Genomic DNA, 21,422 nt, shown 5'->3' on the forward strand with positions numbered 1-21,422 from the left:
TCCATGAAGCTGGAACTGTACTCGCAGCCGTTCTGCGCGCCCTGCGTCAGCACCAGGTCGCTGGTCCGCCGCGTCCAGCGGCTGCTGCCGGACCTGGAGGTCGAGGAAATCAACGTGGTCGAGCAGGTGCGGCGCGGCGAGGAGCTGGGCATCACTTCGACCCCGGTGATCCGCCTGCTGGTCGACGGGCAGGAGCGGTTCCGCGGCGGGCAGCCGCCCACCCTGAACCAGCTGCTGGCCGCCATCGCCCGCGCCAGCGACTAGCCTCACGCGGGATTGGATGCGCAGATGCACGGTTGCGCTCCTTTTGTGGGGGAGAATAGAGCACGTGATTACAGTGCCCGGTGTCAGCCATGAATGCTTCGAACGAGTTCTCGCCGATTCGTCCAACCGCATCGAGTGGCTCCGGGCCCGGTCGCAGGGCATCACCGCGACCGACGTGGCCAAGCTTTCCACCGAGAAGTCGATCAAGAACGCCGCATGGGACAAGCTCTACGGCAACGGCTTCTCCGGGAACCCCTACACGGACCACGGCCGCAAGCGCGAGCCGGTGATCGCCGCCTGGGTCCAGGAGAACTTCAACATCTTCCCTTCCACCCAGCTGTTCCACGCCCAGCACTCCCGACTGCACTTGGCCACCCCCGACGGCCTCGGGTTCGACGCGGCAGGGGTGCCGGTGCTCGCGGAAATCAAGACCACCAACAAGCCGTTCAAGAAGATCCCGAAGAACTACCTGCGCCAGGTGCTCTGGCAGCAGCACGTCATCGGTGCCGAGCGCACCCTGTTCGTCTGGGAGGAGCACGACAACTTCGTCCCGCTGCGCGACACCCCGGAGTACCTGTGGGTCGAACGCGATGACGACCTCATCCGGGACCTGATCGACAAGGCCGAGTCGCTGATCTCGGCCCTGCGCGACGCCACCGCCCGGCAGCAGCGCTACAACGACTACGGGCCGGCCGCGCTGCGGCTCTAGTCCAGGCCGGCCGCCTCAGCCGTCCTCGTAGCCGCAATGGCCCCGTGGAACGCACCGCAGAAGCGGCGGTTCCACGGGGCCATCTGCATATATCGCTACACGGTCGGGGCGTTTGGCAGCGTGCGCGGATCCGGCAGGCATTCGGGATAGCTCTGCACCAGTTCGCCCAGCAGCTTCTCGCGGACCATGTTGCGCAGCTCCCACAGGTCCGAGGGGTTGCGCGCCGATAAAAATATGGTCAATGTCTGCAGGCCGCCCTGGACGTCGGTCACGTTTAGGGCATTGGTGCGGCCGTCCCACCAATCGGAGGATTCAAGCAGTTCGGTGGTGCGCTGGCGCAGGTACTCGATCGGGGCGTTCAGCTTCAGCTGCAGCACCACATTGCCGGAGATCTCGCTGCTGCGGCGCGACCAGTTCTCGAACGGGGTGGTGGTGAAGTAGGTGGAAGGCAGGATCATGCGACGCCCGTCCAGCAGCAGCACCACCACGTAGGACAGGGTGATTTCCTCGACCGTGCCGCGTTCTTCTTCCACCACCACGGTGTCCTCCACACGGATCGAATCGGTGAACGCGATCTGGATGCCGGCGAAGACATTGGCCAACGTGGACTGCACGGCCAGGCCGACAACCACCGAAGCCAGGCCGGCGGAGGCGAGAATACCGGCGCCCAGCGCCCTGACCTGCTCGATGGACAGGAGCACCGCCCCGATCGCCAGCACACACAGCACCGCGGTCAGCACCCGGCGCAGCAGGCCCACCTGGGTGCGCACCTTGGCCAGCTTGCGTCCCGGACCGAACCTGACTTCCACCCGGGTCAGCACCGAGGTCTCGATGACCTTGACGACGCTGATGATGAACCAGGTGAGGAAGAAGATCAGCAAGGCGAGGATGACAAACTGCCAGGCGTTGTACCAGGGCCTGTCCCGGTAGAAGATCGAGAACACCGATTTGACGACGATCGAGGTCATCGTGGCGAAGAACGGAGTCCTGGTCGGTTTCACGGTCCCGGCCGGAATGCCCATGCGCGAAAGGATGCGGCGCGCGACGCCGCTGAAGACGACCGTCAGGATCCCGGCAACGACTGCACCAATAGCTATAACCACCCAGAATTGCAACGATTCGGGTAGGAAGCTTGAGGCCTGAATGACATCTTCAACAGTTTCGTCGATGGGTGCGGTAGGTGTTGGAGTCATCCTTAAAGCATGTCATAGGGCTCTGGCCGGGAGCTGTGTAGCCGCTTGTGTCATTCCGAACTTCTCGGCCTCCGTCACAGATCAATATCGGTATCGTTCCGTTTTCTCCAGACTCTTGCCTTTTCCCCGGCCGCGGCGCTTTAGTAGTGTGACCGGCCACGTGAATCGGCCGGCTGGCGCAACCACAGAAAGCCGGTGATCACCGTGCGCCGAACAAAATTCGGAATCGTCGCCGCCACGGCGACGGCAGCCATGCTGGCAATGACGCCCGCAGCAGTAGCAGTACCCACCTCCACCGCAGCCTCGACCTGCGCAACCGTTTACTGGGGTTCCTTGGCCAAGACCAAGACCTTGTCCACCACGTCCGCCCTGACCAACGTGCGCACCGGCCAGCACACGTGCTACGACCGCATGGTCATCGACCTGAAGTCCAAGCCGGCCGGCTACACCGTGAAGTACGTCGACAAGTTCGTCGGCATCGCTTCCGGAATTGAAGTGAAGACCACCGGCGGGGCGAAGCTGCAGATCCAGCTCCATGCCCCGACAAGCACCTCGTACAATCCAGGTGCCCAGGTCAAGACCCTGAACTACAAGACGTTCAAGCAGCAGGTCTGGCTGGGAAGCTTCGAAGGGGAAACCCTGCTCGGCGTCTCCACCCGGGCACGGCTTCCGATGCGTGCATTCCTGCTCAACGGCCCGGGGACATCCTCCCGGCTCGTGATCGACGTCGCCCACCAGTGGTGACCGCAAAAAATATTCGGTGCGGTTCGGCACTTTTTGCATGACGTTCCGCGTAACACCCCGTCAACCTGCTGACGAATGTGCCACGATGCTATGTATGAGCAGCACATTTGCCTATCAGCAGGTTGACGTTTTTGCGGCCACCGAATTCAACGGCAACGGCTTGGCCGTGGTCTTCGACGCCGACCATCTCAGCGACGACCAGATGCAGCGTTTCGCCAAGTGGGTCAATATGGCCGAGACCGTGTTCTTCGTCGAGCCGACCGAGGAGGAGGCTGACTACGCGATCCGCATTTTCACCCCGACGACGGAGCTGCCCTTCGCCGGCCATCCCACGCTCGGGGCCGCCCACGCCTGGCTGGAATCCGGCGGCGAACCGGGCCCCAGCGGCTCCCTGATCCAGGAGTGCCGCAGCGGCTTGATCCGGCTGCGCGTCGAGCGGAAAGGCACCGCCGAGCACTCCCAGCGCATCGCCTTCCTCGCTCCCCCGCTAACCCGTTCGGGCCCGCTGGAGCCCGACGTCCTGCAGTGGGCAATCTCCGGCCTGGGCCTGCAGCCCGAGGACGTCATCGACCATTCCTGGCTGGTCAACGGCCCCCAGCCGGCAGGCCTGGTGCTGCGCGACGCCGACGTGGTGCTGGCCATCGAACCGGATTTCGACGCCTTGGAAGGCCTCGAAGTCGGAGTCATCGGCCCGTACACCGCATCCAGCGTCTCCAACGGCAGCTGGCAACCGCGCCAGTCGGTCCTGCCGCGCCTGGCAGGCACCCGCGAGGAGCTGCTCCCGCTGGACTCCTCGGACCTCGAACGCTCCGAGGAACGGTTCGGCTCCGTGGTGATGCAGCCGCCGGCGGATTTCGAGGTCCGCAACTTCGTTCCCGGCGAAGCCGTCCCCGAGGACCCCGCCACCGGCAGCCTGAACGCCGCCTTCGGCGTCTGGCTGACCGAGACCGGCTACGCCCCGCAGCGCTACACGGTGCGCCAGGGCACCCGGGTGGGACGCGATGCGATCCTGCACGTCGAGGCCGACGACCAGGGCGTCTGGGTCAGCGGCGACGTGGTGACCAGGGTCTGCGGAACTGTGAGCTTCGACTGATTCAGCTTCAATAGTCTTCCTATTTATTTCGCATTGCGCCCGAACGCACTAGTCTTGACCAGTGCCACAAACAGCGAACACCCCCACTGAATTCAACAAGAAAGCCGCGTGGAACGCCCTCTGGGCGCTGGTCATCGGCTTCTTCATGATCCTTCTCGACACCACCATCGTCCATACGGCCATGCCGGCGATCATGGAGGACCTGGACTCCGACATCTCCAGCATCCTGTGGATCAACAGCGCCTACCTGCTGACCTTTGCGGTGCCGCTGCTGGTCACCGGGCGGCTGGGCGACCGCTTCGGCCCGCGCAACATCTACCTGCTGGGCATGGTCATCTTCACCATCGCCTCGCTGTGGAGCGGCCTGTCCACGTCGCTGGCCTCACTGATCCTGGCCCGCGCCGTCCAGGGGCTGGGCGCCGCCCTGATCTCGCCGCAGTCCATGACCATGATCACCCGCCTGTTCCCCTATGCCCACCGCGGAGCGGCCATGGGAGTGTGGGGCGCGGTGGCCGGCATCGCCTCGCTGGTCGGACCGATCGCCGGCGGCCTGCTGGTCGACTCGGCCGGCTGGGAATGGATCTTCTTCATCAACATCCCGATCGCCGTGGTCAGCATCGCCATGGTGTTCAAGTTCGTGCCCAAGCTCAAGCCGCAGGCGCACTCCTTCGACTGGATCGGCGTGGCGCTGTCCGCCATCGGCATGTTCAGCCTCGTCTACGGCATCCAGGAAGGCGACGCGACCAACTGGGAGCCGTTCATCGGCCCGATCAGCGCCTGGCACCTGATCATCTTCGGCATCCTGATGATGGCGCTGTTCGTCTGGTGGCAGTCCAAGACCAAGGCCGAGCCGCTGGTCCCGCTGCGCCTGTTCACGGTGCGCAACTTCTCGCTGGCGAATATCGCGATCACCTTCATGGGCCTGGCGATCGCCACCATCAGCCTGCCCATGGTGTTCTTCCTCCAGGAAGTCCGCGGACTGACCCCGACCGAGTCCGCGCTGATGATCTCCCCCATGGCCGTGGTAGGCATCATCATGGCGCCGATGATCGGCAAGCACATCAACAAGTTCAACCCGCGTACCTTCGCCCTGCCAGGCTTCTTCCTGATGGGCGGCGGGACCATCGCCTACGCGTTGATGATGCACGCCGATATTCCGCTATGGCTGCTGCTGATTCCTTCCGCGATCCAGGGCTTCGGCTCGGCCATGATCTGGCCTTCGCTCTCGCTGGCCGCCACCCGGGACCTGACCGCCGTCGATGCGGGCGCAGGCTCCGGCATCTACAACACGACCAGGCAGATCGGTTCGGTGCTGGGATCGGCGCTGATCGCGTTCATGATGGATTCGAGGATCACCGCGCAGATCGGTGAACTGAATCAGCCCGCCGACCAGTCCGCGATCTTCGAAGCCACCTCGGTCGGGCTGGGCCAGGCGCTGATGCTGCCTGGCATCGTGGCACTGGCCGCGATCTTCTCGGTGCTCTTCTTCAAGTCGCATCCGTCGGAGAGGAAGCTGCGCGGATAACGCCCCGGCTGGCTAAACCTCGCTTCACGCACACCGCCCCTGGACACGAGTTCGTACTCGTGGCCAGGGGCAGTATGTTCTGCTCGATTCCTGATCAAAAAATTTGATCAGGACAATGCCGAAAAACAGGTTCAGGCTTCGCCGTTCGGCTTGTTGCCGCCCTTGAATTCCTCGACTTTCTCGCCGATCTTCTCCTGCGCGTCGGCGGCGAACTCCTTGACGTTCTCGGTGGCGCCGGCGGCGAACTCCTTGACATTTTCCGTCGCGTCCTCGGCGAACTCCTTCACGTTCTCCGCAGCGTCCTCCGCGAATTCCTTCACGTTCTCGACGGCCTCGCCCAGCTTCTTCTTCGCATCATCCAAGAAACCCATGCAACTCTCCTCATCACTAGAATCGGTTGTGACCACGGAAAATTAGTAGCCCAAGTATCAACTTATGCTGTCGCTCCGGGGCACCCAAGAACTTTGGCGAATTACTTCTTCTTGTTCTTGGCCTTCTTGGTCGAACGACGCCCGAAAATCAGCGCCACTGCCATGCCCGCAAGCCAGACGTCCTTGGCGAGGGCCGTGCCGTCCTGGGTCGGGCGGATGCCGTCGGATTCGGTGAGCCCCGGGGTGCGCAGATAGGAAGCCAGGATGACTCCGGAGAACGCTCCCAGCCCCAGGCCGGCGAGCCGCGAAGGAATCAGCGGCAACAGCAGCGCGCTGCCCAGCGAGATCTCTCCGATCGAGAGCATCTTGCCAAAGGCCGCCGGCTCCATTTCGCCCAGCTGCGGGACGCCGTTGGCCGCCATCTGCTGCAGGCCTGCGGCGCTGGCCTCGTCCAGACGCAGCTTGTTGATGCCGCTATTGAGAATGAATGCGCCACTGACCAAACGTAGCGCTGCGTTTGCGATCGAGATTCCCATGGGGCCTCATTCCTTAGGTTCGTCATTGGCCGCCCGAACGGGTTGCCTTGTTGCTCAGCGTAGTCATCGACTTGGGTGTTCACAATCTTTTGCGTGTCGTTTTCAGCCAAGGGCAAGAATCCCGCTGCGGGAATCATGCTAGATTTTTGAATCATGATCCCCTCCTCCGCCGTGCCTTCCGCCGCCCTGAATCTGCTGATCACCCAAGGCTTCGATGCCACGAGTGTCGACGAGTTGGCGACCGCGGCGGGAATCTCGCGTTCAACCTTTTTCCGCCGTTTCGGCTCCAAGGAGAACATGGTGTTCGCGGATCAGGAAATGATCATCACGCATGTCGAAACGACCCTTGCCGCGTCCTCCGTGGATGCCACGCAGACGCTGATCGATGCCGCGCACGTGGTTTTCGACCAGTACACGGCCAATCCGGAGGCCGCCCAATTGCGCCACAAGCTGCTGTCCTCGGTGCCTTCGCTGCGCGAGCGCGAACTGGTATCCACGCATCGCTACGAACGGGCGTTCTACCAGTTCCTGGCCCGCCGCGATCTGGTGTCCACCCCGGCCGCCCACGCCCTGGGACTGGGGATCAGCGCCGGCCTGGTGGCGATCCACAACGACCACCTGCGCATGTGGCTGCGCGAGCCGCACAGCACCGACCGCACGAAGCTCGCCCACGACGTTTTGATCTTCCTTGAACGCTTCTCCGACGTGCTCAATCCGAACGACGAATTGCGCAAACCAGCCAGCCCCGCCCCGAGCGTGGTGGTTTCAGTGCTGCCCGCCGGCGCGGACGAGCAGTCGATCCTGGACGCCGTCGCCAAGGCCCTGCGAGAACGCCAGCACTGACCTCGTCTCCGACGCAACACACCACATTTGAAACCTAGTATCTTGACATGACACTGCGTTCCACTACGCTTGAGGTAGAACATTTTCTCCCAGGCCCCTAAGGAGCGCCCACATGACCCAGCAGCAGACCGGTTTCGCCTTCCCTTCCGGAGTCACCGAGCCGCAATACGACCTGTGGTCAGACGGGGTCAACATCGATCCCACCGGCATCTTCTCCGAGCTGTCCGAGGCTGACGCGGCCTGGCGCGCCAAGGCCCGCAAGTTCGTGCTCGACGAGGTCAAGGACGACATCCACGAGTACTGGGACAAGGCCGACTACCCGCTGCACCTGGTCAAGAAGCTGGGCGACGCCGATCTGCTGCGCGACGGCCTGGCGATCGAGGGCCGCCAGGAGATGAGCCCGCTGGCCGCTGGCCTGATCAATATGGAGATGGCCCGCGGCGACGGCTCGGTTGCCACGATCATCGGCGTGCAGGGCGGCCTGGCCCTGCGTTCGGTCATCTACTGCGGCAGCCCGGAGCAGATCGCCAAGTACGGCATGCCGATGCTCGCCGGCGAGCTGCCCGGCGCCTTCGCGCTGACCGAGCCGACCCATGGTTCGGACTCGGTGTCGCTGGAGACCGCAGCGCGCAAGGTCGAGGGCGGCTACGCCCTGAGCGGCGAAAAGAAGTGGATCGGCAACGGCTCCATCGGCGGGGTGTCCATCGTGTGGGCCCGCGACGAGGAGGGCAAGGTCCGCGGCTTCATTGTCCACCAGGAGGCCGAGGGATACCAGGCCGCCAACATCGAGAACAAGCTCTCTCTGCGCGCCATCTGGCAGGCGCACATCCGCATGGACGAGGTCTTCGTCCCCGACGAGGACGTGCTGCCCGAGGCCAAGAGCTTCAAGGACACCTCGCGCGTGCTGTTCGCGACCCGCCTGGGTGTCGCCTGGGCCGCCGTGGGGCACGCCACGGCCTGCTACGAAAGCGCGGTGAACTACGCCAAGCAGCGCATCCAGTTCGGCCGCCCGCTGGCCGCCAGCCAGATCGTGCAGGAGCGCCTGGCGCGCATGCAGTCCGAGCTGGCCACCATCCAGCTGCTGGTCATGCAGGCCACCAAGCGCGAAGCATCCGGCGAGCTGACCGGCCCGCAGGCTTCGCTGGCCAAATACACCGCGACCCGCACCGCGCGATCGATCGCCTCCAACGCCCGGGACCTGCTGGGCGGCAACGGCATCCTGACCAGCAACCGCGTGGCGCGCCACTTCGCCGATGTGGAGGCAATCCACACCTACGAAGGCACCGAGACCGTCCAGGCCCTGATCATGGGCCGCGACATCACCGGCATCTCCGCCTTCGCCTAAGCCGCCTACGGCACACCGGTTTCCGGGCTCCGCGCACCTCGCGCGGGGCCCGGCTCGCTTTAAGCGTTGCCTCCGGCCTCGCGCTTCAGCCTGTTCTTGGTCGACGCGGTCGCCACGTGCTCCCAGGGGTTCTCCGGCCAGGGGTGGCGCGGATAGCGCCCACGCATTTCGGAGCGGACCTGCGCATAGGGGCCGTTGAAGAAGCTGACCAGGTCGTCGGTGACCGCCAGCGGCCGTCCCGCGGGCGAGAGCAGGTGGAACTGCACCGGCAGCTTCTGGCGCACCAGCTTGGGCGACTTCTCCATCCCGAAGCATTCCTGCAGCTTCACCGAGACCACCGCCGGTCCGGCGTCGCCCACCGGCGGGTAGGCCACGGTGATCCGCGATCCGGAGGGCACCTGCAGGCGCTGCGGCACCAGCTCATCGAAGTCGTGGGCGTGCTCCCAGGGCAACAGCGTGCGCAGCGCGGAATGCAGCTCGATCTTCGCCGCGCTCTTGCCGGCGGCCAGCTGGCGCAGCGCCGGGGTCAGCCAGTCCTCGGCGCGGGCGATCAGCGAGGCCTCGTCCATCGGGGCGAAGGGCTCGCCCAGCAGCCGGTGCGCCACCGCCATCCGCCGGCGCAGCGCCTCGAAACCTTCTTGCGTCCCGAACACCGCCAGGCCCTGTTCGGCGAGCGCTGCCTGCGCCGCCTGCAGCCCCAGCTCCCCGGTCACCTTGATCGGCTTGGAAGACAGTTCGATCTCGCCGAAGGACTCGATCCTGCGGGCGCTGATCCTGCCGTCGAGCAGCTGCGCGGTGTCGCGGATCCGGTGCATTTGCGGCAGCAGCTCGCAGGCCGTATCGAAGTCGATGCCCGCGGCCTTGCGGATCATCGCTCCCCCGCCGGTGCGGGAGACCTCGGCCACCGCCAGGTATTCGAAATGCTCCAGATGGCTGCCGCGCGGCAGCGAGGCCCTGGTGCCGGAGGCCAGCAGGTATTCGGCCGGCCCCATGCGGCGCGCGATCCACTGCGGATAGGCCAGTGCGCAGATCCCAGCCACGGCGTCCGCCGCCGCCTGCGGCCGGGCCGCGTTGCCGTCTTTCCCTGCCGGGGCCAGCGCGGCCAGCCGCTTGGCCTCCCGGGCCCAACTGCGGTGCCCGGGGTGGGAGGTGCGCCGCAGCGCCGCGAGCAGCTCGCCGAGGTCGGCGCTGGCCACCCGTTCGGATCCCGCCAGCATCGCGACCACCTCTGCGGCGGCCTTCGCGCCGAAGCGCGCGGTGCCTTCCAGCAGCGCCCTGGCGGTACGGGGATCGGTGGGGATCTTGGACATGCGTTCGCCCAGCGCGGTGATCCGGCCGGATTCGTCCACGGCGTCCAGCGCGTGGAGCACCCGCTGGTCGGCGCGCATGGTCGCGGCCGGAGGTTGCTCCCACATGGACAGTCCTTCCCCGCGTGGAGCTCCCCAGGCGGCCAGGGTCAGCCCGGCGTCCACCAGGTCCGCGGTGCGGATCTCGGGGGTCGAGTGCGCCGGGGCCGCGGCGAAGGACTTCGCATCCAGGGTGCGCACCACCGTGCCGGGTCCCAGGCGTCCGGCGCGGCCGGCCCGTTGGGTGGCGGCGGCACGGCTTGACACCACAGTGACCAGGCCGCTGAAACCGCGGCCTTCGTCACGGCGCGGTTCCCGGGAGTAGCCTGCATCCACCACCAGGTGCACCCGCGGCACGGTCACCGAGGATTCGGCGATGGAGGTGGACACGATGATGCGCGCAGGTTCCGCAACGTCGGGGACGCCGAGGATCGAGTCCTGCTCGCGGGAAGAGATCTGCGAGTGCAGCGCGAAGCTGCGCGCGCCGGAGGCTTCGAGGTACGAGCAGACCCGCTGCACCTCCCCGGCGCCGGGCAGGAACACCAGGGTGTCCACCGGCTGCCCGGCAGCGCGGTTAGCCAGCTCGGAGTGCTTGAGCGCGCTGCGGGCCACATGCCTCAGGTAGTCGTGGGAGAGCCCGCGCTCGGTATTGCGCTGGCCGGAGAAGCTATCGAACAGTTCCTGGACCGGGAACTGGGCGCTCTGGGCGCTGAGCACCGGTGCCGGGGCGTCCCGGGCGAGCAGCTGGGAGAGCTCCTGCGCGTGCAGGGTGGCGCTCATGACCACCAAGCTCAGGTCGTCGCGCAGTTCGGAGACCTGGTTGGCCATGGCCAGCAGCAGGTCTGTGTCAATGGAGCGCTCGTGGACCTCGTCGATGATCAGCGCGCTGACGCCATCCAGGTCCGGGTCCGCCAGCAGGCGGCGCAGCATCAGGCCCGCGGTGGCGAATTCGATCTTGGTGCGGTCGCTGAGCATGCGTTCGCCGCGCACGGAGAAGCCCACCCGGTCCCCGAGCTTGGAGCCGTCGAGCTGCGCCAGGCGCCGGGCCGCGGCGCGTGCTGCCACGCGGCGCGGCTGGGTGACGACGACCCGTCCATCAAGCCCGCGGCCTGCCAGCGCATTGGCCGCGGTGGGCGGCACGATGGTCGTTTTGCCGGATCCCGGCGGTGCCTGGATCACCAGCGGCTGGGCCGGGTCGGCCTTGACGCTGTTGAACAGCTCGTGGCGGCTCGGGCCGAAGGCCAGGCCGCGGGAGACCGCGTCGAGGTCGAACAGCGCGGAACTCATCGCCGTCGGCCGTTCCAGAAGGACTCGATGGCTTGGACCACCGGTTCGATGGGGAACAGCGTGCTGCCGTGGGTGCGCCCGGGCAGGGCGACCATGCGCGCGTTAGGCAACGTGTGGGCCATGATCTTGTTCTGGTCGAAGCGCGGCTGGTCGCGGGTGCCAATCAGCAGCAGGGTAGGGACGCGGATCTGGGCCAGCTCGGCCAGCTCGACGTTCTGGACCGTTTCCGCCGCCTCGTAGTAGGCGGCCAGGGCCAGCGGGTCGTTGGACTTGAACGCCATCCGGGTGGCGGGATCCAGGCGTCCGCGCGTTTCCTGGCCGGTGACGAAGCCTTCAATGTCTCCGTCGCGCAGCACTTGAAGGTAGCCGGGGAAAAAGAGCTTGCCGATTTCGCCCGGGGTGATTTCGAAGGTGCCGCCGAGCATGATCAACTACAGCACCGAGGCCGGAGAGGTCATCGCCAGATGCAGCCCGGTGCGCGCGCCGAACGAGTACCCGACCACGTGGACGGATTCCAGGCCGAGATGGTCCAGGAGCGCATGGATGTCCCCCATAACCTTTTCCATCGTGTAGTCGGCGACGTCGTGGGACTTGGAGGAGCGGCCGTGGCCGCGCAGGTCCATCCGGATGTTGCGATGACCCGCGCCCAAGGTCTTGGTGTAGCCCAGACCGCGCCAGATGGATCGCGAAAGGGCGGAACCGTGCAGGTACAGGATCGGCTCGCCATCGGAAGCATCGTCGTCGAAGAAGATTTCTGCACCGTCAGCGGGGTTCTTGATCATCGGCATACCCTCGATTAAATCCCTTCCTTTCCTCCGAAGGAAATCGCCTGTCCTTCCCAGCCCTCGACAACCTGGGCTAGAAGGAGAACACTGAGGTTACAGTGGCTTGGCCATTTGCCGGCCACGCGTTGAGAGCTATGAAAGGGGAATGACATGAGCGAGCAACCCAATGGAGAGGATCTCGAGAAGAAGCTGCACGACGAGCATGACGAGCAGCTGGTCGAGGAATGGGAAGACGAGTCATTCCCGGCCTCCGACCCACCCTCGAATTACTAGGCACCAATCGTTCAAGCTGTCGCACACGCGACTCTCAGGTTATCTCAAGCCTTCGCTCCTAGTCTTGGTACTACCTTCTCAAGGTGCGAGTGATCTGGAAGAACCGATCTGTGCAGGCGTTACCTCCTTGGCCTGACAGATCGGTTCTTCATTTAATCCGGCAACCAGCCCCGAACCAATAGCCAACTGGTTAGAATCATCGGTCCACCAGCCACTCTTGGTTGTCATAAAGCCCTAGCTGATCTGCACAAAGATAGACTTCAAGAACCGGCTAAGCCGGCCGTGGCTGCATGGTACCCCCATAAACCATGCAGTTGCGGGATACGGAAGCACCCCCAAGCTTTCGTATCGCAGGGCCCATCGCATGCCACGCGCAGGCGGTGGGTCCGCTCATCTCCACATTCCTTCCGAGCGATTCGGTTTCCACCCAGAAATGTCTCAAAAATCTGACATATGGTGGAGCAGAGAGATTTCTCCATCGCACTGATCGGCTTCAGCCGGCAGAAAGGTTTTTCATGGAATACGAGATCGTCAACCCCGTGAACGACACCCACCGCCCCTATGTGGCCGCGGCTGACCGCTACGAGCACTTCGGATACCGCCGCGTCGGCGATTCGGGCCTCATGCTCCCACCCCTCTCCCTCGGTCTGTGGTGGAACTTCGGCGACAACCGGACTTTTGATTCGCAGCGCGAGATCCTGCGTCATGCGTTCGACCACGGAATCACGCACTTCGACCTGGCCAATAACTACGGTCCGCCGGCGGGGGCTGCCGAGGAGAACTTCGGACGCATGCTGCGCAAGGACTTCAAGCCTTACCGCAACGAACTGGTCATCTCTTCCAAGGCCGGTTGGGACATGTGGGCCGGCCCCTTCGGAACCCTGGGATCACGCAAGTACCTGATCGCCTCCTGCGACGCCTCGCTGGAGAAACTGGGTCTGGACTACGTGGATATCTTCTATTCCCACCGCTTCGATCCGAAGACGCCACTTGAGGAAACCATCGGGGCGCTGGATACGCTGGTACGTTCCGGCAAAGCGCTGTACGTCGGCATTTCGTCCTACTCGGCCGAGCGCACGGCCCAGGCCAAGGCGATCGCGAAGGATCTGGGGACCCCGCTAGTGATCCACCAGCCGTCCTACAACATCCTGAACCCATGGGTGGAGCACGGTCTGCTGCAAACGCTGGCAGAAGAGAACATGGGAGCCATCGCCTTCACCCCGCTGGCGCAGGGGCTGCTGACCGACAAGTACCTGACCACGACCGACGTCGAGCGCCAAGGCGGCCGCCGGGCGCTGACCGAGCAGCTGACCGATGAGAACCTGACCAAGATCCGCCGCCTGAACGACGTGGCGCAGCGCCGCGGCCAGTCGCTGGCCCAGATGGCCATCGCCTGGCTGCTGCGCGACGGAGCCGCGACCTCGGTGCTGATCGGAGCTTCCTCCACCAAGCAGCTGGACGAGAACCTCGGCGCATTGAAGAACGTCGATTTCACGCAGGCCGAGCTGGACGAAATCGCGCAGATCGCGCAGGGCGATGCAGGCATCGACTGGTGGCGCAGCTCCGCCATCGGCTAAATGAGGACTGCGCGAACCCGCATGGTGATCTGAAAGTGTCGCACTGGTCTGGAGAATTTTCCAGGCAGTGCGGCATTTTCTGTCTCTCCAACACTTCCTAGTGAAAGTTCGTTTAGCGCAGCGATTCCATGCTGGCAGATTCTGCATTGTATGGATAAGCTCAGAGTGGACGCGATATGAAGTGAATTACATTCATTTATTGGTTATAGTTCAATAACAACCAGCTACGTTCGCGTAAAACCGACCAACATGCACAAAGACAGGAGCATCGATGAGCGCCCCAACCTACAAGGTCTTGAACCCGGCGACCGGCGAGGTAGTCGAGGAATTCGACGTTGCCACCGATGAGCAGATCGAGCAGGCACTAGCCTCCGCGCAGTCCGCATACGAGTCCTGGCAGGACGTTGACATCAACGAGCGCGCCAAGATCGTTTCCAAGGTCGGTGCGCTCTTCGCCGAGCGCGCGGAGGAACTGGGCAAGATCATGACCACCGAGATGGGCAAGCCACTGTCCGAGGCAGTGGGCGAGGCCCAGTTCTGCCAGGAGATCTTCGAATACTTCGCTTCCGAGGGCCCGACCCTCGCGGCGGACCAGGAGATCAAGTCCTTCTCCGGCGGCAAGGCCATCGTCCAGAAGCTGCCCGTAGGCCCGCTGCTGGGCATCATGCCATGGAACTTCCCGCTGTACCAGGTCGCACGCTTCGCCGCTCCGAACCTGATGCTGGGCAACACCATTCTGCTGAAGCACGCAGAGTCCTGCCCACGTTCAGCTCTGGCCATCCAGGAAATCATGGATGAAGCAGGCGTTCCGGCAGGCGTGTACAACAACGTGTTCGCCACCCACGACCAGATCTCCACCATCATCGCCGACAGCCGTATCCAGGGTGTTTCCCTGACCGGTTCGGAGCGCGCAGGCGCCATCATCGGCGAGCAGGCAGGCCGCAACCTGAAGAAGGCAGTGCTGGAGCTCGGTGGTTCGGATCCATTCGTGGTTCTGGATTCGGATGACGTGTCCGGGATCGCCGAAGCCGCATGGGGCTTCCGCATCGACAACACCGGCCAGGCATGCAATTCGAACAAGCGCATGATCGTCATGGATGACATCTACGACGAGTTCGTCTCCGAGCTGACCAAGCGTGCCGAGGGCCTGAAGCCCGGCGACCCGATGAAGGAAGAGGACGGATCGTTCGCGCCGATGTCCTCGCGCAAGGCCGCAGAAGACCTGCACGCACAGGTTCAGGACGCAGTTTCCAAGGGCGCAACCCTGCATGCCGGCGGTGTGCTGCATGACGGTCCTTCGGCGTACTACTCCCCTGCCGTGCTCACCGGTGTCACCAAGGAAATGCGCGCCTACTACGAGGAGCTGTTCGGCCCGGTCGCAGTGGTCTACAAGGTCACCAGCGACGAGGAAGCTGCAGAGCTGGCCAACGACACCATCTACGGCCTGGGCGGATCGGTGCACTCCACCGACGAAGCCCGCGCCGCAAAGGTTGCCCAGAAGCTGCAGGTCGGCATGTCCAACGTCAACGCCGCCAGCGCAGAAGGCGCTGAAATGCCATTCGGCGGAGTCAAGCGCTCGGGCTTCGGCCGCGAGCTCGGCCCGCTGGGCATGGAAGAGTTCGTCAACAAGCGCCTGTTCTACGTAGGCGAGTAATCGTCTAATCAACTAAGGGGAAGCACCATCAGGTGCTTCCCCTTAGTTGTGCCAGTCTTAATTTGTGCCAGCTTTGTTTTCTTAGACGCCAACGGTGATTCGCTCGGTTTCCCGGTCCCCGGTGTCGACCAGTTCGTCTAGAACAGGCATCGGCGGTGCTTCTTCGACGGCGTGTGCCGAACGCTTAACCCAGTTGGCCATGCGCTCCCAGGTGACATCACGAATGAAGATCGCATCGATACCTACCATGGCCAACGAGAACCAGGGCAGGCCCATCAGAATCGCGATGCCTGCATGGAATGAGATCATCGCAAACAGGACCGGAATCCGGGTCCATCTGAACAGCAATGCACCGGGGAAGCAGACTTGGAGCATCACTGATCCAATGCTTCCCAGCGCCACGACCCAGCCGAAGGTTGTGATCAGTTCGCTCAGCTCGGGCCATGGCCCGAACCTCATGGTGTGCAGGGGGCCGTAAATGGCCGTTCCGTTCTGCCATGGTTCGCCGCCGGCCTTGAACAAGGCGCCGGAAACATAGATCATGAACACCTGGCAGGCCAAAGCAACCAAGGCCAAGTTGTGCCACAAGTTGGTCAAGCCAGCAGGCAGGATTCGCGTGCCCCGCCACAGTTTGGCGGGAATTGTACCCGTCGAGTTCGCGTTGCGTCCACGGCGGCGGGCATCGAATGACCAACGCGCCGAATGGTCGGTAAACAGCATCAGGAACAAAGCGATACGCAGTGCGTTGTCTCCCTGGTCGCCGCCGAAGTACGGAGTCTCGATCAAACCGATCCAGAGAACCAGGAAAACCGGCAGAACGAGTCTGGCCCGATATCCGACAAGCAGGGCGGAAGCGAGCACCATCAGCATCAGGAAGTAGACGGTAACTGCTGCATCATTATGCGCAATACTGAAAAATAGCTCGAACAGCGGATTCCCTGCGAAACTACCGTTGGCTTCCTCCAGCTGACCGCTCCAGGCCGCACCGCTACCGTAGGTGTAGTGGCGCGTGCTGAAGTTGGTCAGTAGAAGACCGAGTGCAGCGGCTGCAAAAATCATTCGTGCAACGGCGATACCGTACATCGCGTGTTTACTGTCCAAGAGCCAACCGTCAATCGTGGCGATCACGCCCTTGGCGGCTTGTGCCAAATGTGCTGGCCCTTCCTTCCAGAATGCGGACCAGACCCGCGCCAGGGGAGCAACGAGGTTCGATTTTCCTGCCATGCTTATTGCACGCCTTCCAGTGAGTTGAAGACTTCGGCAAAGTTCTGTTCGTTCTGGTCCTCGATAACTGTCAGTCCACGCCAGCCGGAGTCGATGGTCACAGCATCAGGCCGCTGTGCGTCCGGGTCGTTGCGCTGCTCGAATGGGATCACTCCCTGACGCCCGGCACGGAATTGCACCGAGCTGACATCTTGCCCCCACAGGGATTTGGCGACTTGCGTAGCGTAGGCACTGGCTACGCGTTCTGATTCGATGAACGACTTGGTATTCTTTTGCGAGCTAGCGCTCTGGGCAGCACGCTCGACTAATTCTTCATCAAGTCGGTTGGACCAGTCGTCACCTTTGAAATAACCGAGTTCGACAACATCTTTCTGCTCGTCGTTCAGTTTCTGCCATCTGTTCCGATAATCGCTGGCAAGCTGGTTGCCAGCAAGTGACGCCCGTGGCGGGAAGGGATTGTGATGGATCATGTCCATTTCCAAATTGACCGCATCCACCCATTGCGTCGCTTCGCCCTTTCCATCGGCATCTTCCAACGTGGCGCGGACTTCGAATGAATAGTCTCCATCAATCGGCTTAGGAGCGAAAACTGACCAGCTCTGTCCGAACATCGGCTGCATGTAAGCCCGGAGTGCATTGCCGGGCACAGCGTTGCGCAACTCGCTTGAGGGCGAAACCCAGAGGAATGTCGCAAAAACATGCCATGCCGTCAGTCCTACGCAGGCAACCGCCACTAGGCGAAGCCACATGGGTCGCTTTTTGATCTTGGGCTTGCTGTCAGTTTCGGTCATATCCCTGTCCTGTCAGTTCGGGAATCCGGTTGGGTGGAAGCGAAAAGCTGCCCCAGCCAATCGGGGAAGTACAAAGTCGTGAAGCCGGATGCCAACAGTCTCTTGACTGCTGGCATCCGGCGCTTGATAAGCCGGGTTGCTCACGAGGTCAACCCGGCTTATCGTCAAGCTCGCGTCATGACGCTGCTATGCTTTCTTGCGGCGTGCGAACAAGATACCCGCACCGGCCAGGGCAAGCATGAGTGCAGCACCTGCCGCAATCAATACGCCATTGGCACCAGTGTCAGCCAGCTCGTCCTTCTTGCCGTCGGAATCATGCTTGGACGAGGAGTCGTCGTCCTTTCCATCGGCCGACGCGTTGGCTTCGGTGGACGATGAGTCGCTGGCACCTTCAGTAGCCGACGAATCACTGCCACCCTCAGTAGCCGACGAATCACTGCCACCCTCAGTAGCCGACGAATCACTGCCACCCTCAGTAGCCGACGAATCACTGCCACCCTCAGTAGCCGACGAATCACTGCCACCCTCAGTAGCCGACGAGTCGCTGTCACTTTCCGCAGACGGATCGTAGACAACGAAGGTCGTCGTGTCTTCGGTACGGCCATCAGCTGCGTGAGCCGTGTACTTGCCTGCTTCCACACCGGCAACCGTAACGGACCAGTTCCCCTGGTCGTCAGCATCAATCTGTTGCTGCGGATCAGTCAAAGCGGCCTTGGCTGCTGCGCCTTCAGATACGCGGGCAACGGTAACGGTTACCTTGGCGTTAGGATCCGAGACTCCAGAAATCACAATGCTTGGACCCTCAACCTCAGAGTTCTCCTTCGGCGAGGTGATGCCAACCGGCTCGTAATTTCCGTCCGTATCGCCATCAGCTTCGGACTGGGCGTCAGAGTTGGCGTCAGCAGCCGAAGCAGCATCTGCCTGGGCATCAGCACCAGCAGAATCAGCATTGGCATCAGCGTTGGCATCAGCGTTGGCATCAGCGTTGGCGTCAGCAGCCGAAGCAGCATCAGCCTGAGCATCAGCCTCAGCACCAGCCTCAGCGTCTACGTTTGCATCAACATTGGCCTCGACGCTGGAGTCAGCACCAGCAGAATCAACACCCGTTTCAGCGTCAGCAGCCGAAGCAGCATCAGCCTGAGCATCAGCAGTATCCGCGCCAGCCTCAGCATCAGCGTTGGCGTCAGCAGCCGAAGCAGCATCAGCCTGAGCACCAGCAGTATCCGCGCCAGCCTCAGCATCAGCGTTGGCGTCAGCAGCCGAAGCAGCATCTGTCTGGGCATCAGCGTTCGCGTCAGCACCAGCAGTATCCGCGCCAGCCTCAGCATCAGCAGCCGAAGCAGCATCAGCCTCAGCACCAGCCTCAGCGTCTACGTTTGCATCAACATTGGCCTCGACGCTGGAGTCAGCACCAGCAGAATCAGCACCCGTTTCAGCGTCAGCAGCCGAAGCAGCATCAGCCTGAGCATCAGCAGTATCCGCGCCAGCCTCAGCATCAGCGTTGGCGTCAGCAGCCGAAGCAGCATCAGCCTGAGCACCAGCAGTATCCGCGCCAGCCTCAGCATCAGCGTTGGCGTCAGCAGCCGAAGCAGCATCTGTCTGGGCATCAGCGTTCGCGTCAGCACCAGCAGTATCCGCGCCAGCCTCAGCATCAGCGTTGGCGTCAGCAGCCGAAGCAGCATCTGTCTGGGCATCAGCGTTCGCGTCAGCACCAGCAGTATCCGCGCCAGCCTCAGCATCAGCAGCCGAAGCAGCATCAGCCTGAGCATCAGCGTTCGCGTCAGCAGCCGAAACAGCATCAGCCTGAGCATCAGCGTTGGCATCAGCAGCCGAAACAGCATCATCCTGAGCATCAGCGTTGGCATCAGCAGCCGAAACAGCATCAACGCTAGCGTCAGCACCATCAGAATCAGCACCAGCAGCGTCCTGAACCTCGAAGCTCACCTCAGCAGTGCTCTCAGCATCGGCATCACCATCGGTAGCAACCACCGTATGAGCGCCCGACTCAAGCCCCTCGAACGACGTCGACCAATCACCATTCGCATCAACAACGACAGACTTGGCAGTACCGGCATCGCCGTCAACAGTCACCGTAATCGTCTTGCCAGGCTCACCCTTGCCGCTCACGGCAACAGGATCACCATTGGTGAACTTCTGGTCAGCCGTCGGAGAAGAAATCGTCACCGCCGCTTCCGTGTCTGCCGCCTTTACGGACGAAGATCCTAAGTCGACACCTACATTCAGCGAGTTTGGAAGGACATCAATAGCCAATGCCCGGACTGTACTGCCATCCGCGCCAAGATCGCTTTCATCGGGTTTTTCGTTAATCGTAATTTGCAGCAAGTTCGTCAATACTGGAGTCAGCGCGTCATCAAGTAATCGATTAACGATTGGCTCTAGAGCCGTCGTCAGGTTTGGCTGCAATCCCCCGACTACGTCATTCACTACTGGGGTTAACGCTTGCCCAATTGATGACACTAGATCACCGAGCAAGTTGGCGATTGGTTGAACAATTTGGCCGACAGGTATACCTGCAATTTCAATTCCGCTAGTATCGATTTTCGGTGCGTCATGATTTTGTTGCCCGAGGAATCCTCCTAGCGTGCCACTAACAGTGAGGGGTGCATCGGCCAACTCGATGACGCCCAAGACCTTGATGCTTGCCGCGAGCTCAATGTCGAGCTTGAGGTCATAAATACCTTCCGTAGCAATCGAGATAACCTTGGAAATCAAGGAATTAGGTCCATCGCCAATGAGCGCATCGGTAACTCCAGCCAAGATTCGATTCACAACGGCCCCCGAAAGGACCTTCGTGTTTTCGTCTAGGCTATTAAGATTTTCTTTCCCCTCAACATCCAACACCAGCTGGGCCAAGTTGACGTCAATCGTGCCGGCGTCCAAGTCCACTGAAACGCTACCATCGGTACTTGTCAGTGGTTCGGATAGGAGCTTGGTGCGTACCGACGTCAACAATGGTTCGGTGTCCAGAGACAATGAAGTTAGTTTCGCATCTGTCTGTGCTACCAACGGCACATCAATGGCGTCAATAGCATCCACGACCCCCGCAACTAGCTTTTCGACAGCCCCACCAGAAGAGACTAAACCTGAAATTGGCTCAATTGCAGTTTCCAAAACTGAATTAACATCAGTCACCAAACCACCAACCAGCGGGCTATCGATGTTGGCTTTCAGGTCAGCAACGGTGTATTTGGAATCAAGAACGCCTTGCTTTTCAGTAATTGTTGATCCGACAGCACCTGTAGTGATCTTGGCGTCCTTGAGGACTTCTCTGATCAAGTCCTCCGACAATACTTGAGATAGCAAGTCCGACAAGTTGATTTCGGCCGGCCCGCTTTCACTTGGAGACGGGCTTAGATCCAAAGCGCCTCCATTGCCCAGAATCCCTGAAGATGCTGTCGATTCAGTGCGATTAGGAGAAGTAGCATAACTTTCTAGCGCACCAAGTTCGCCCAGATGCAATAGACCTGTGTCTTGTCCAGGCTTCTTGATCAAGGGAAGTTGAAGCTCACCGAGATTCAGATTCAGTGATTCAAGTAGCTCAGCGCTTATCGGCGCTTCGATTGGCCCGGTGGAAGTCGGATACTCCGAATTCGCAATTGCGCTTTCGGCTACACCCAGTCCAAGTCCTTCGACAAAGATTCCGTGCCCATGAGCAGCCGATTCGCTCTCTGTGGCCTGAGTGTCCGCCACTGCGGCTGGCGCACACAAAAGTGAACCAAAAACTACGGCCGCCGCCGTACTTAGTGCGAGCGGCTTACTGCCCCTACTTCGATTTCGAGTCGGCTTTAGTGAGTCATTCACAATATCGGACCTCATAACTTTTGGCTGAACGTTTGTACGC

General features: G+C 62.0%; 19 protein-coding genes. 10 read left to right on the forward strand and 9 right to left on the reverse strand.

The window, feature by feature from the left end; translation table 11 throughout:
- Positions 1-3 precede the first annotated feature (3 nt).
- A complete protein-coding gene (locus ACTX90_RS13930) occupies positions 4-264 on the forward strand; it encodes a glutaredoxin family protein (RefSeq protein WP_052772476.1) in 261 nt (86 codons plus the stop codon).
- A gap of 64 nt (positions 265-328) precedes the next feature.
- Complete coding sequence (locus ACTX90_RS13935) at positions 329-973, forward strand: YqaJ viral recombinase family protein (RefSeq protein WP_231735906.1); 645 nt, start codon at positions 329-331, stop codon at positions 971-973.
- A 95-nt stretch (positions 974-1,068) separates the two neighbouring features.
- Here ACTX90_RS13935 and ACTX90_RS13940 read toward each other — a convergent pair whose 3' ends face one another.
- The gene (locus tag ACTX90_RS13940; RefSeq protein ID WP_052772477.1) at positions 1,069-2,166 is read right to left on the reverse strand and encodes a mechanosensitive ion channel family protein; all 1,098 of its coding nucleotides are present in this window, start codon (positions 2,164-2,166) and stop codon (positions 1,069-1,071) included.
- Positions 2,167-2,370: 204 nt separating this feature from the next.
- Between ACTX90_RS13940 and ACTX90_RS13945 the strand changes: the two genes are divergently transcribed.
- The 3 genes from ACTX90_RS13945 (at position 2,371) to ACTX90_RS13955 (ending at position 5,528) form a co-directional block, all read left to right on the forward strand.
- Positions 2,371-2,910 carry an AMIN-like domain-containing (lipo)protein gene (locus tag ACTX90_RS13945; protein WP_443442264.1) on the forward strand — a complete coding sequence of 180 codons (540 nt, stop codon included), beginning with the start codon at positions 2,371-2,373 and terminating at the stop codon, positions 2,908-2,910.
- 94 nt (positions 2,911-3,004) lie between these two features.
- On the forward strand, positions 3,005-4,003 hold the full coding sequence (locus ACTX90_RS13950; protein ID WP_231735905.1) for a PhzF family phenazine biosynthesis protein: 999 nt from the start codon (positions 3,005-3,007) through the stop codon (positions 4,001-4,003).
- A gap of 61 nt (positions 4,004-4,064) precedes the next feature.
- On the forward strand, positions 4,065-5,528 hold the full coding sequence (locus tag ACTX90_RS13955; RefSeq protein ID WP_047119970.1) for an MFS transporter: 1,464 nt from the start codon (positions 4,065-4,067) through the stop codon (positions 5,526-5,528).
- A 131-nt stretch (positions 5,529-5,659) separates the two neighbouring features.
- On the opposite strand, the gene ACTX90_RS13960 is transcribed toward ACTX90_RS13955, so the two are convergent.
- Positions 5,660-5,899 carry a hypothetical protein gene (locus ACTX90_RS13960; protein ID WP_053798690.1) on the reverse strand — a complete coding sequence of 80 codons (240 nt, stop codon included), beginning with the start codon at positions 5,897-5,899 and terminating at the stop codon, positions 5,660-5,662.
- Between the two features lie 101 nt (positions 5,900-6,000).
- On the reverse strand, positions 6,001-6,435 hold the full coding sequence (locus ACTX90_RS13965) for a hypothetical protein (protein ID WP_113608156.1): 435 nt from the start codon (positions 6,433-6,435) through the stop codon (positions 6,001-6,003).
- Between the two features lie 153 nt (positions 6,436-6,588).
- Between ACTX90_RS13965 and ACTX90_RS13970 the strand changes: the two genes are divergently transcribed.
- Entirely contained in the window at positions 6,589-7,278 is a 690-nt protein-coding gene (locus ACTX90_RS13970; RefSeq protein WP_053798691.1) for a TetR family transcriptional regulator, read from the forward strand.
- Between the two features lie 112 nt (positions 7,279-7,390).
- On the forward strand, positions 7,391-8,623 hold the full coding sequence (locus ACTX90_RS13975) for an acyl-CoA dehydrogenase family protein (RefSeq protein WP_053798692.1): 1,233 nt from the start codon (positions 7,391-7,393) through the stop codon (positions 8,621-8,623).
- A gap of 59 nt (positions 8,624-8,682) precedes the next feature.
- On the opposite strand, the gene hrpB is transcribed toward ACTX90_RS13975, so the two are convergent.
- From hrpB to ACTX90_RS13990, 3 genes are read right to left on the reverse strand one after another with little or no spacing between them, the layout of a single operon-like run.
- Positions 8,683-11,256 carry an ATP-dependent helicase HrpB gene (gene hrpB / locus ACTX90_RS13980; RefSeq protein WP_443442265.1) on the reverse strand — a complete coding sequence of 858 codons (2,574 nt, stop codon included), beginning with the start codon at positions 11,254-11,256 and terminating at the stop codon, positions 8,683-8,685.
- Complete coding sequence (locus ACTX90_RS13985; protein WP_443442266.1) at positions 11,253-11,687, reverse strand: alpha/beta fold hydrolase; 435 nt, start codon at positions 11,685-11,687, stop codon at positions 11,253-11,255. Before ACTX90_RS13985 ends, hrpB begins: the two co-directional genes overlap by 4 nt.
- Positions 11,688-12,038: an alpha/beta fold hydrolase gene (locus tag ACTX90_RS13990; RefSeq protein ID WP_443442267.1), complete on the reverse strand. Its 351-nt coding sequence runs from the start codon at positions 12,036-12,038 to the stop codon at positions 11,688-11,690. It lies immediately after the preceding gene.
- Positions 12,039-12,191: 153 nt separating this feature from the next.
- Between ACTX90_RS13990 and ACTX90_RS13995 the strand changes: the two genes are divergently transcribed.
- From ACTX90_RS13995 to ACTX90_RS14005, 3 genes are all read left to right on the forward strand, one after another.
- Entirely contained in the window at positions 12,192-12,314 is a 123-nt protein-coding gene (locus tag ACTX90_RS13995; RefSeq protein WP_272926234.1) for a hypothetical protein, read from the forward strand.
- A gap of 515 nt (positions 12,315-12,829) precedes the next feature.
- Complete coding sequence (gene mgrA, locus ACTX90_RS14000) at positions 12,830-13,891, forward strand: L-glyceraldehyde 3-phosphate reductase (protein ID WP_113608154.1); 1,062 nt, start codon at positions 12,830-12,832, stop codon at positions 13,889-13,891.
- A 271-nt stretch (positions 13,892-14,162) separates the two neighbouring features.
- Positions 14,163-15,545 carry an NAD-dependent succinate-semialdehyde dehydrogenase gene (locus tag ACTX90_RS14005; RefSeq protein ID WP_161447348.1) on the forward strand — a complete coding sequence of 461 codons (1,383 nt, stop codon included), beginning with the start codon at positions 14,163-14,165 and terminating at the stop codon, positions 15,543-15,545.
- Positions 15,546-15,626: 81 nt separating this feature from the next.
- On the opposite strand, the gene ACTX90_RS14010 is transcribed toward ACTX90_RS14005, so the two are convergent.
- The 3 genes from ACTX90_RS14010 to ACTX90_RS14020 all read right to left on the reverse strand — a co-directional run bounded on the left by ACTX90_RS14010 (position 15,627) and on the right by ACTX90_RS14020 (position 21,397).
- Positions 15,627-16,769 (reverse strand): HTTM domain-containing protein, encoded by a 1,143-nt coding sequence (locus ACTX90_RS14010; RefSeq protein WP_082123969.1) that lies wholly within the window; start codon positions 16,767-16,769, stop codon positions 15,627-15,629.
- A 2-nt stretch (positions 16,770-16,771) separates the two neighbouring features.
- Positions 16,772-17,560: a DUF5819 family protein gene (locus ACTX90_RS14015; RefSeq protein WP_047119979.1), complete on the reverse strand. Its 789-nt coding sequence runs from the start codon at positions 17,558-17,560 to the stop codon at positions 16,772-16,774.
- A 186-nt stretch (positions 17,561-17,746) separates the two neighbouring features.
- Positions 17,747-21,397: a choice-of-anchor G family protein gene (locus ACTX90_RS14020; protein ID WP_443442268.1), complete on the reverse strand. Its 3,651-nt coding sequence runs from the start codon at positions 21,395-21,397 to the stop codon at positions 17,747-17,749.
- Between the last annotated feature and the right edge of the window lie 25 nt (positions 21,398-21,422).

It is taken from the genome of Glutamicibacter soli (genome assembly GCF_052322135.1).
In the GTDB taxonomy this organism is placed as follows: domain Bacteria; phylum Actinomycetota; class Actinomycetes; order Actinomycetales; family Micrococcaceae; genus Glutamicibacter; species Glutamicibacter soli.

Bases quoted from the DNA above. Each gene is read 5' to 3' on its own strand.
- ACTX90_RS13960 (WP_053798690.1), bottom strand. From the start codon at position 5,899: ATGGGTTTCTTGGATGATGCGAAGAAGAAGCTGGGCGAGGCCGTCGAG.
- ACTX90_RS13990 (WP_443442267.1), bottom strand. From the start codon at position 12,038: ATGATCAAGAACCCCGCTGACGGTGCAGAAATCTTCTTCGACGACGAT.
- ACTX90_RS13940 (WP_052772477.1), bottom strand. From the start codon at position 2,166: ATGACTCCAACACCTACCGCACCCATCGACGAAACTGTTGAAGATGTC.
- ACTX90_RS13975 (WP_053798692.1), top strand. From the start codon at position 7,391: ATGACCCAGCAGCAGACCGGTTTCGCCTTCCCTTCCGGAGTCACCGAG.
- ACTX90_RS14015 (WP_047119979.1), bottom strand. From the start codon at position 17,560: ATGACCGAAACTGACAGCAAGCCCAAGATCAAAAAGCGACCCATGTGG.
- ACTX90_RS13930 (WP_052772476.1), top strand. From the start codon at position 4: ATGAAGCTGGAACTGTACTCGCAGCCGTTCTGCGCGCCCTGCGTCAGC.
- ACTX90_RS13950 (WP_231735905.1), top strand. From the start codon at position 3,005: ATGAGCAGCACATTTGCCTATCAGCAGGTTGACGTTTTTGCGGCCACC.
- ACTX90_RS13970 (WP_053798691.1), top strand. From the start codon at position 6,589: ATGATCCCCTCCTCCGCCGTGCCTTCCGCCGCCCTGAATCTGCTGATC.
- ACTX90_RS14005 (WP_161447348.1), top strand. From the start codon at position 14,163: ATGAGCGCCCCAACCTACAAGGTCTTGAACCCGGCGACCGGCGAGGTA.
- ACTX90_RS13965 (WP_113608156.1), bottom strand. From the start codon at position 6,435: ATGGGAATCTCGATCGCAAACGCAGCGCTACGTTTGGTCAGTGGCGCA.
- ACTX90_RS14020 (WP_443442268.1), bottom strand. From the start codon at position 21,397: ATGAGGTCCGATATTGTGAATGACTCACTAAAGCCGACTCGAAATCGA.
- ACTX90_RS14010 (WP_082123969.1), bottom strand. From the start codon at position 16,769: ATGGCAGGAAAATCGAACCTCGTTGCTCCCCTGGCGCGGGTCTGGTCC.
- ACTX90_RS13995 (WP_272926234.1), top strand. From the start codon at position 12,192: ATGAGCGAGCAACCCAATGGAGAGGATCTCGAGAAGAAGCTGCACGAC.
- mgrA (WP_113608154.1), top strand. From the start codon at position 12,830: ATGGAATACGAGATCGTCAACCCCGTGAACGACACCCACCGCCCCTAT.
- hrpB (WP_443442265.1), bottom strand. From the start codon at position 11,256: ATGAGTTCCGCGCTGTTCGACCTCGACGCGGTCTCCCGCGGCCTGGCC.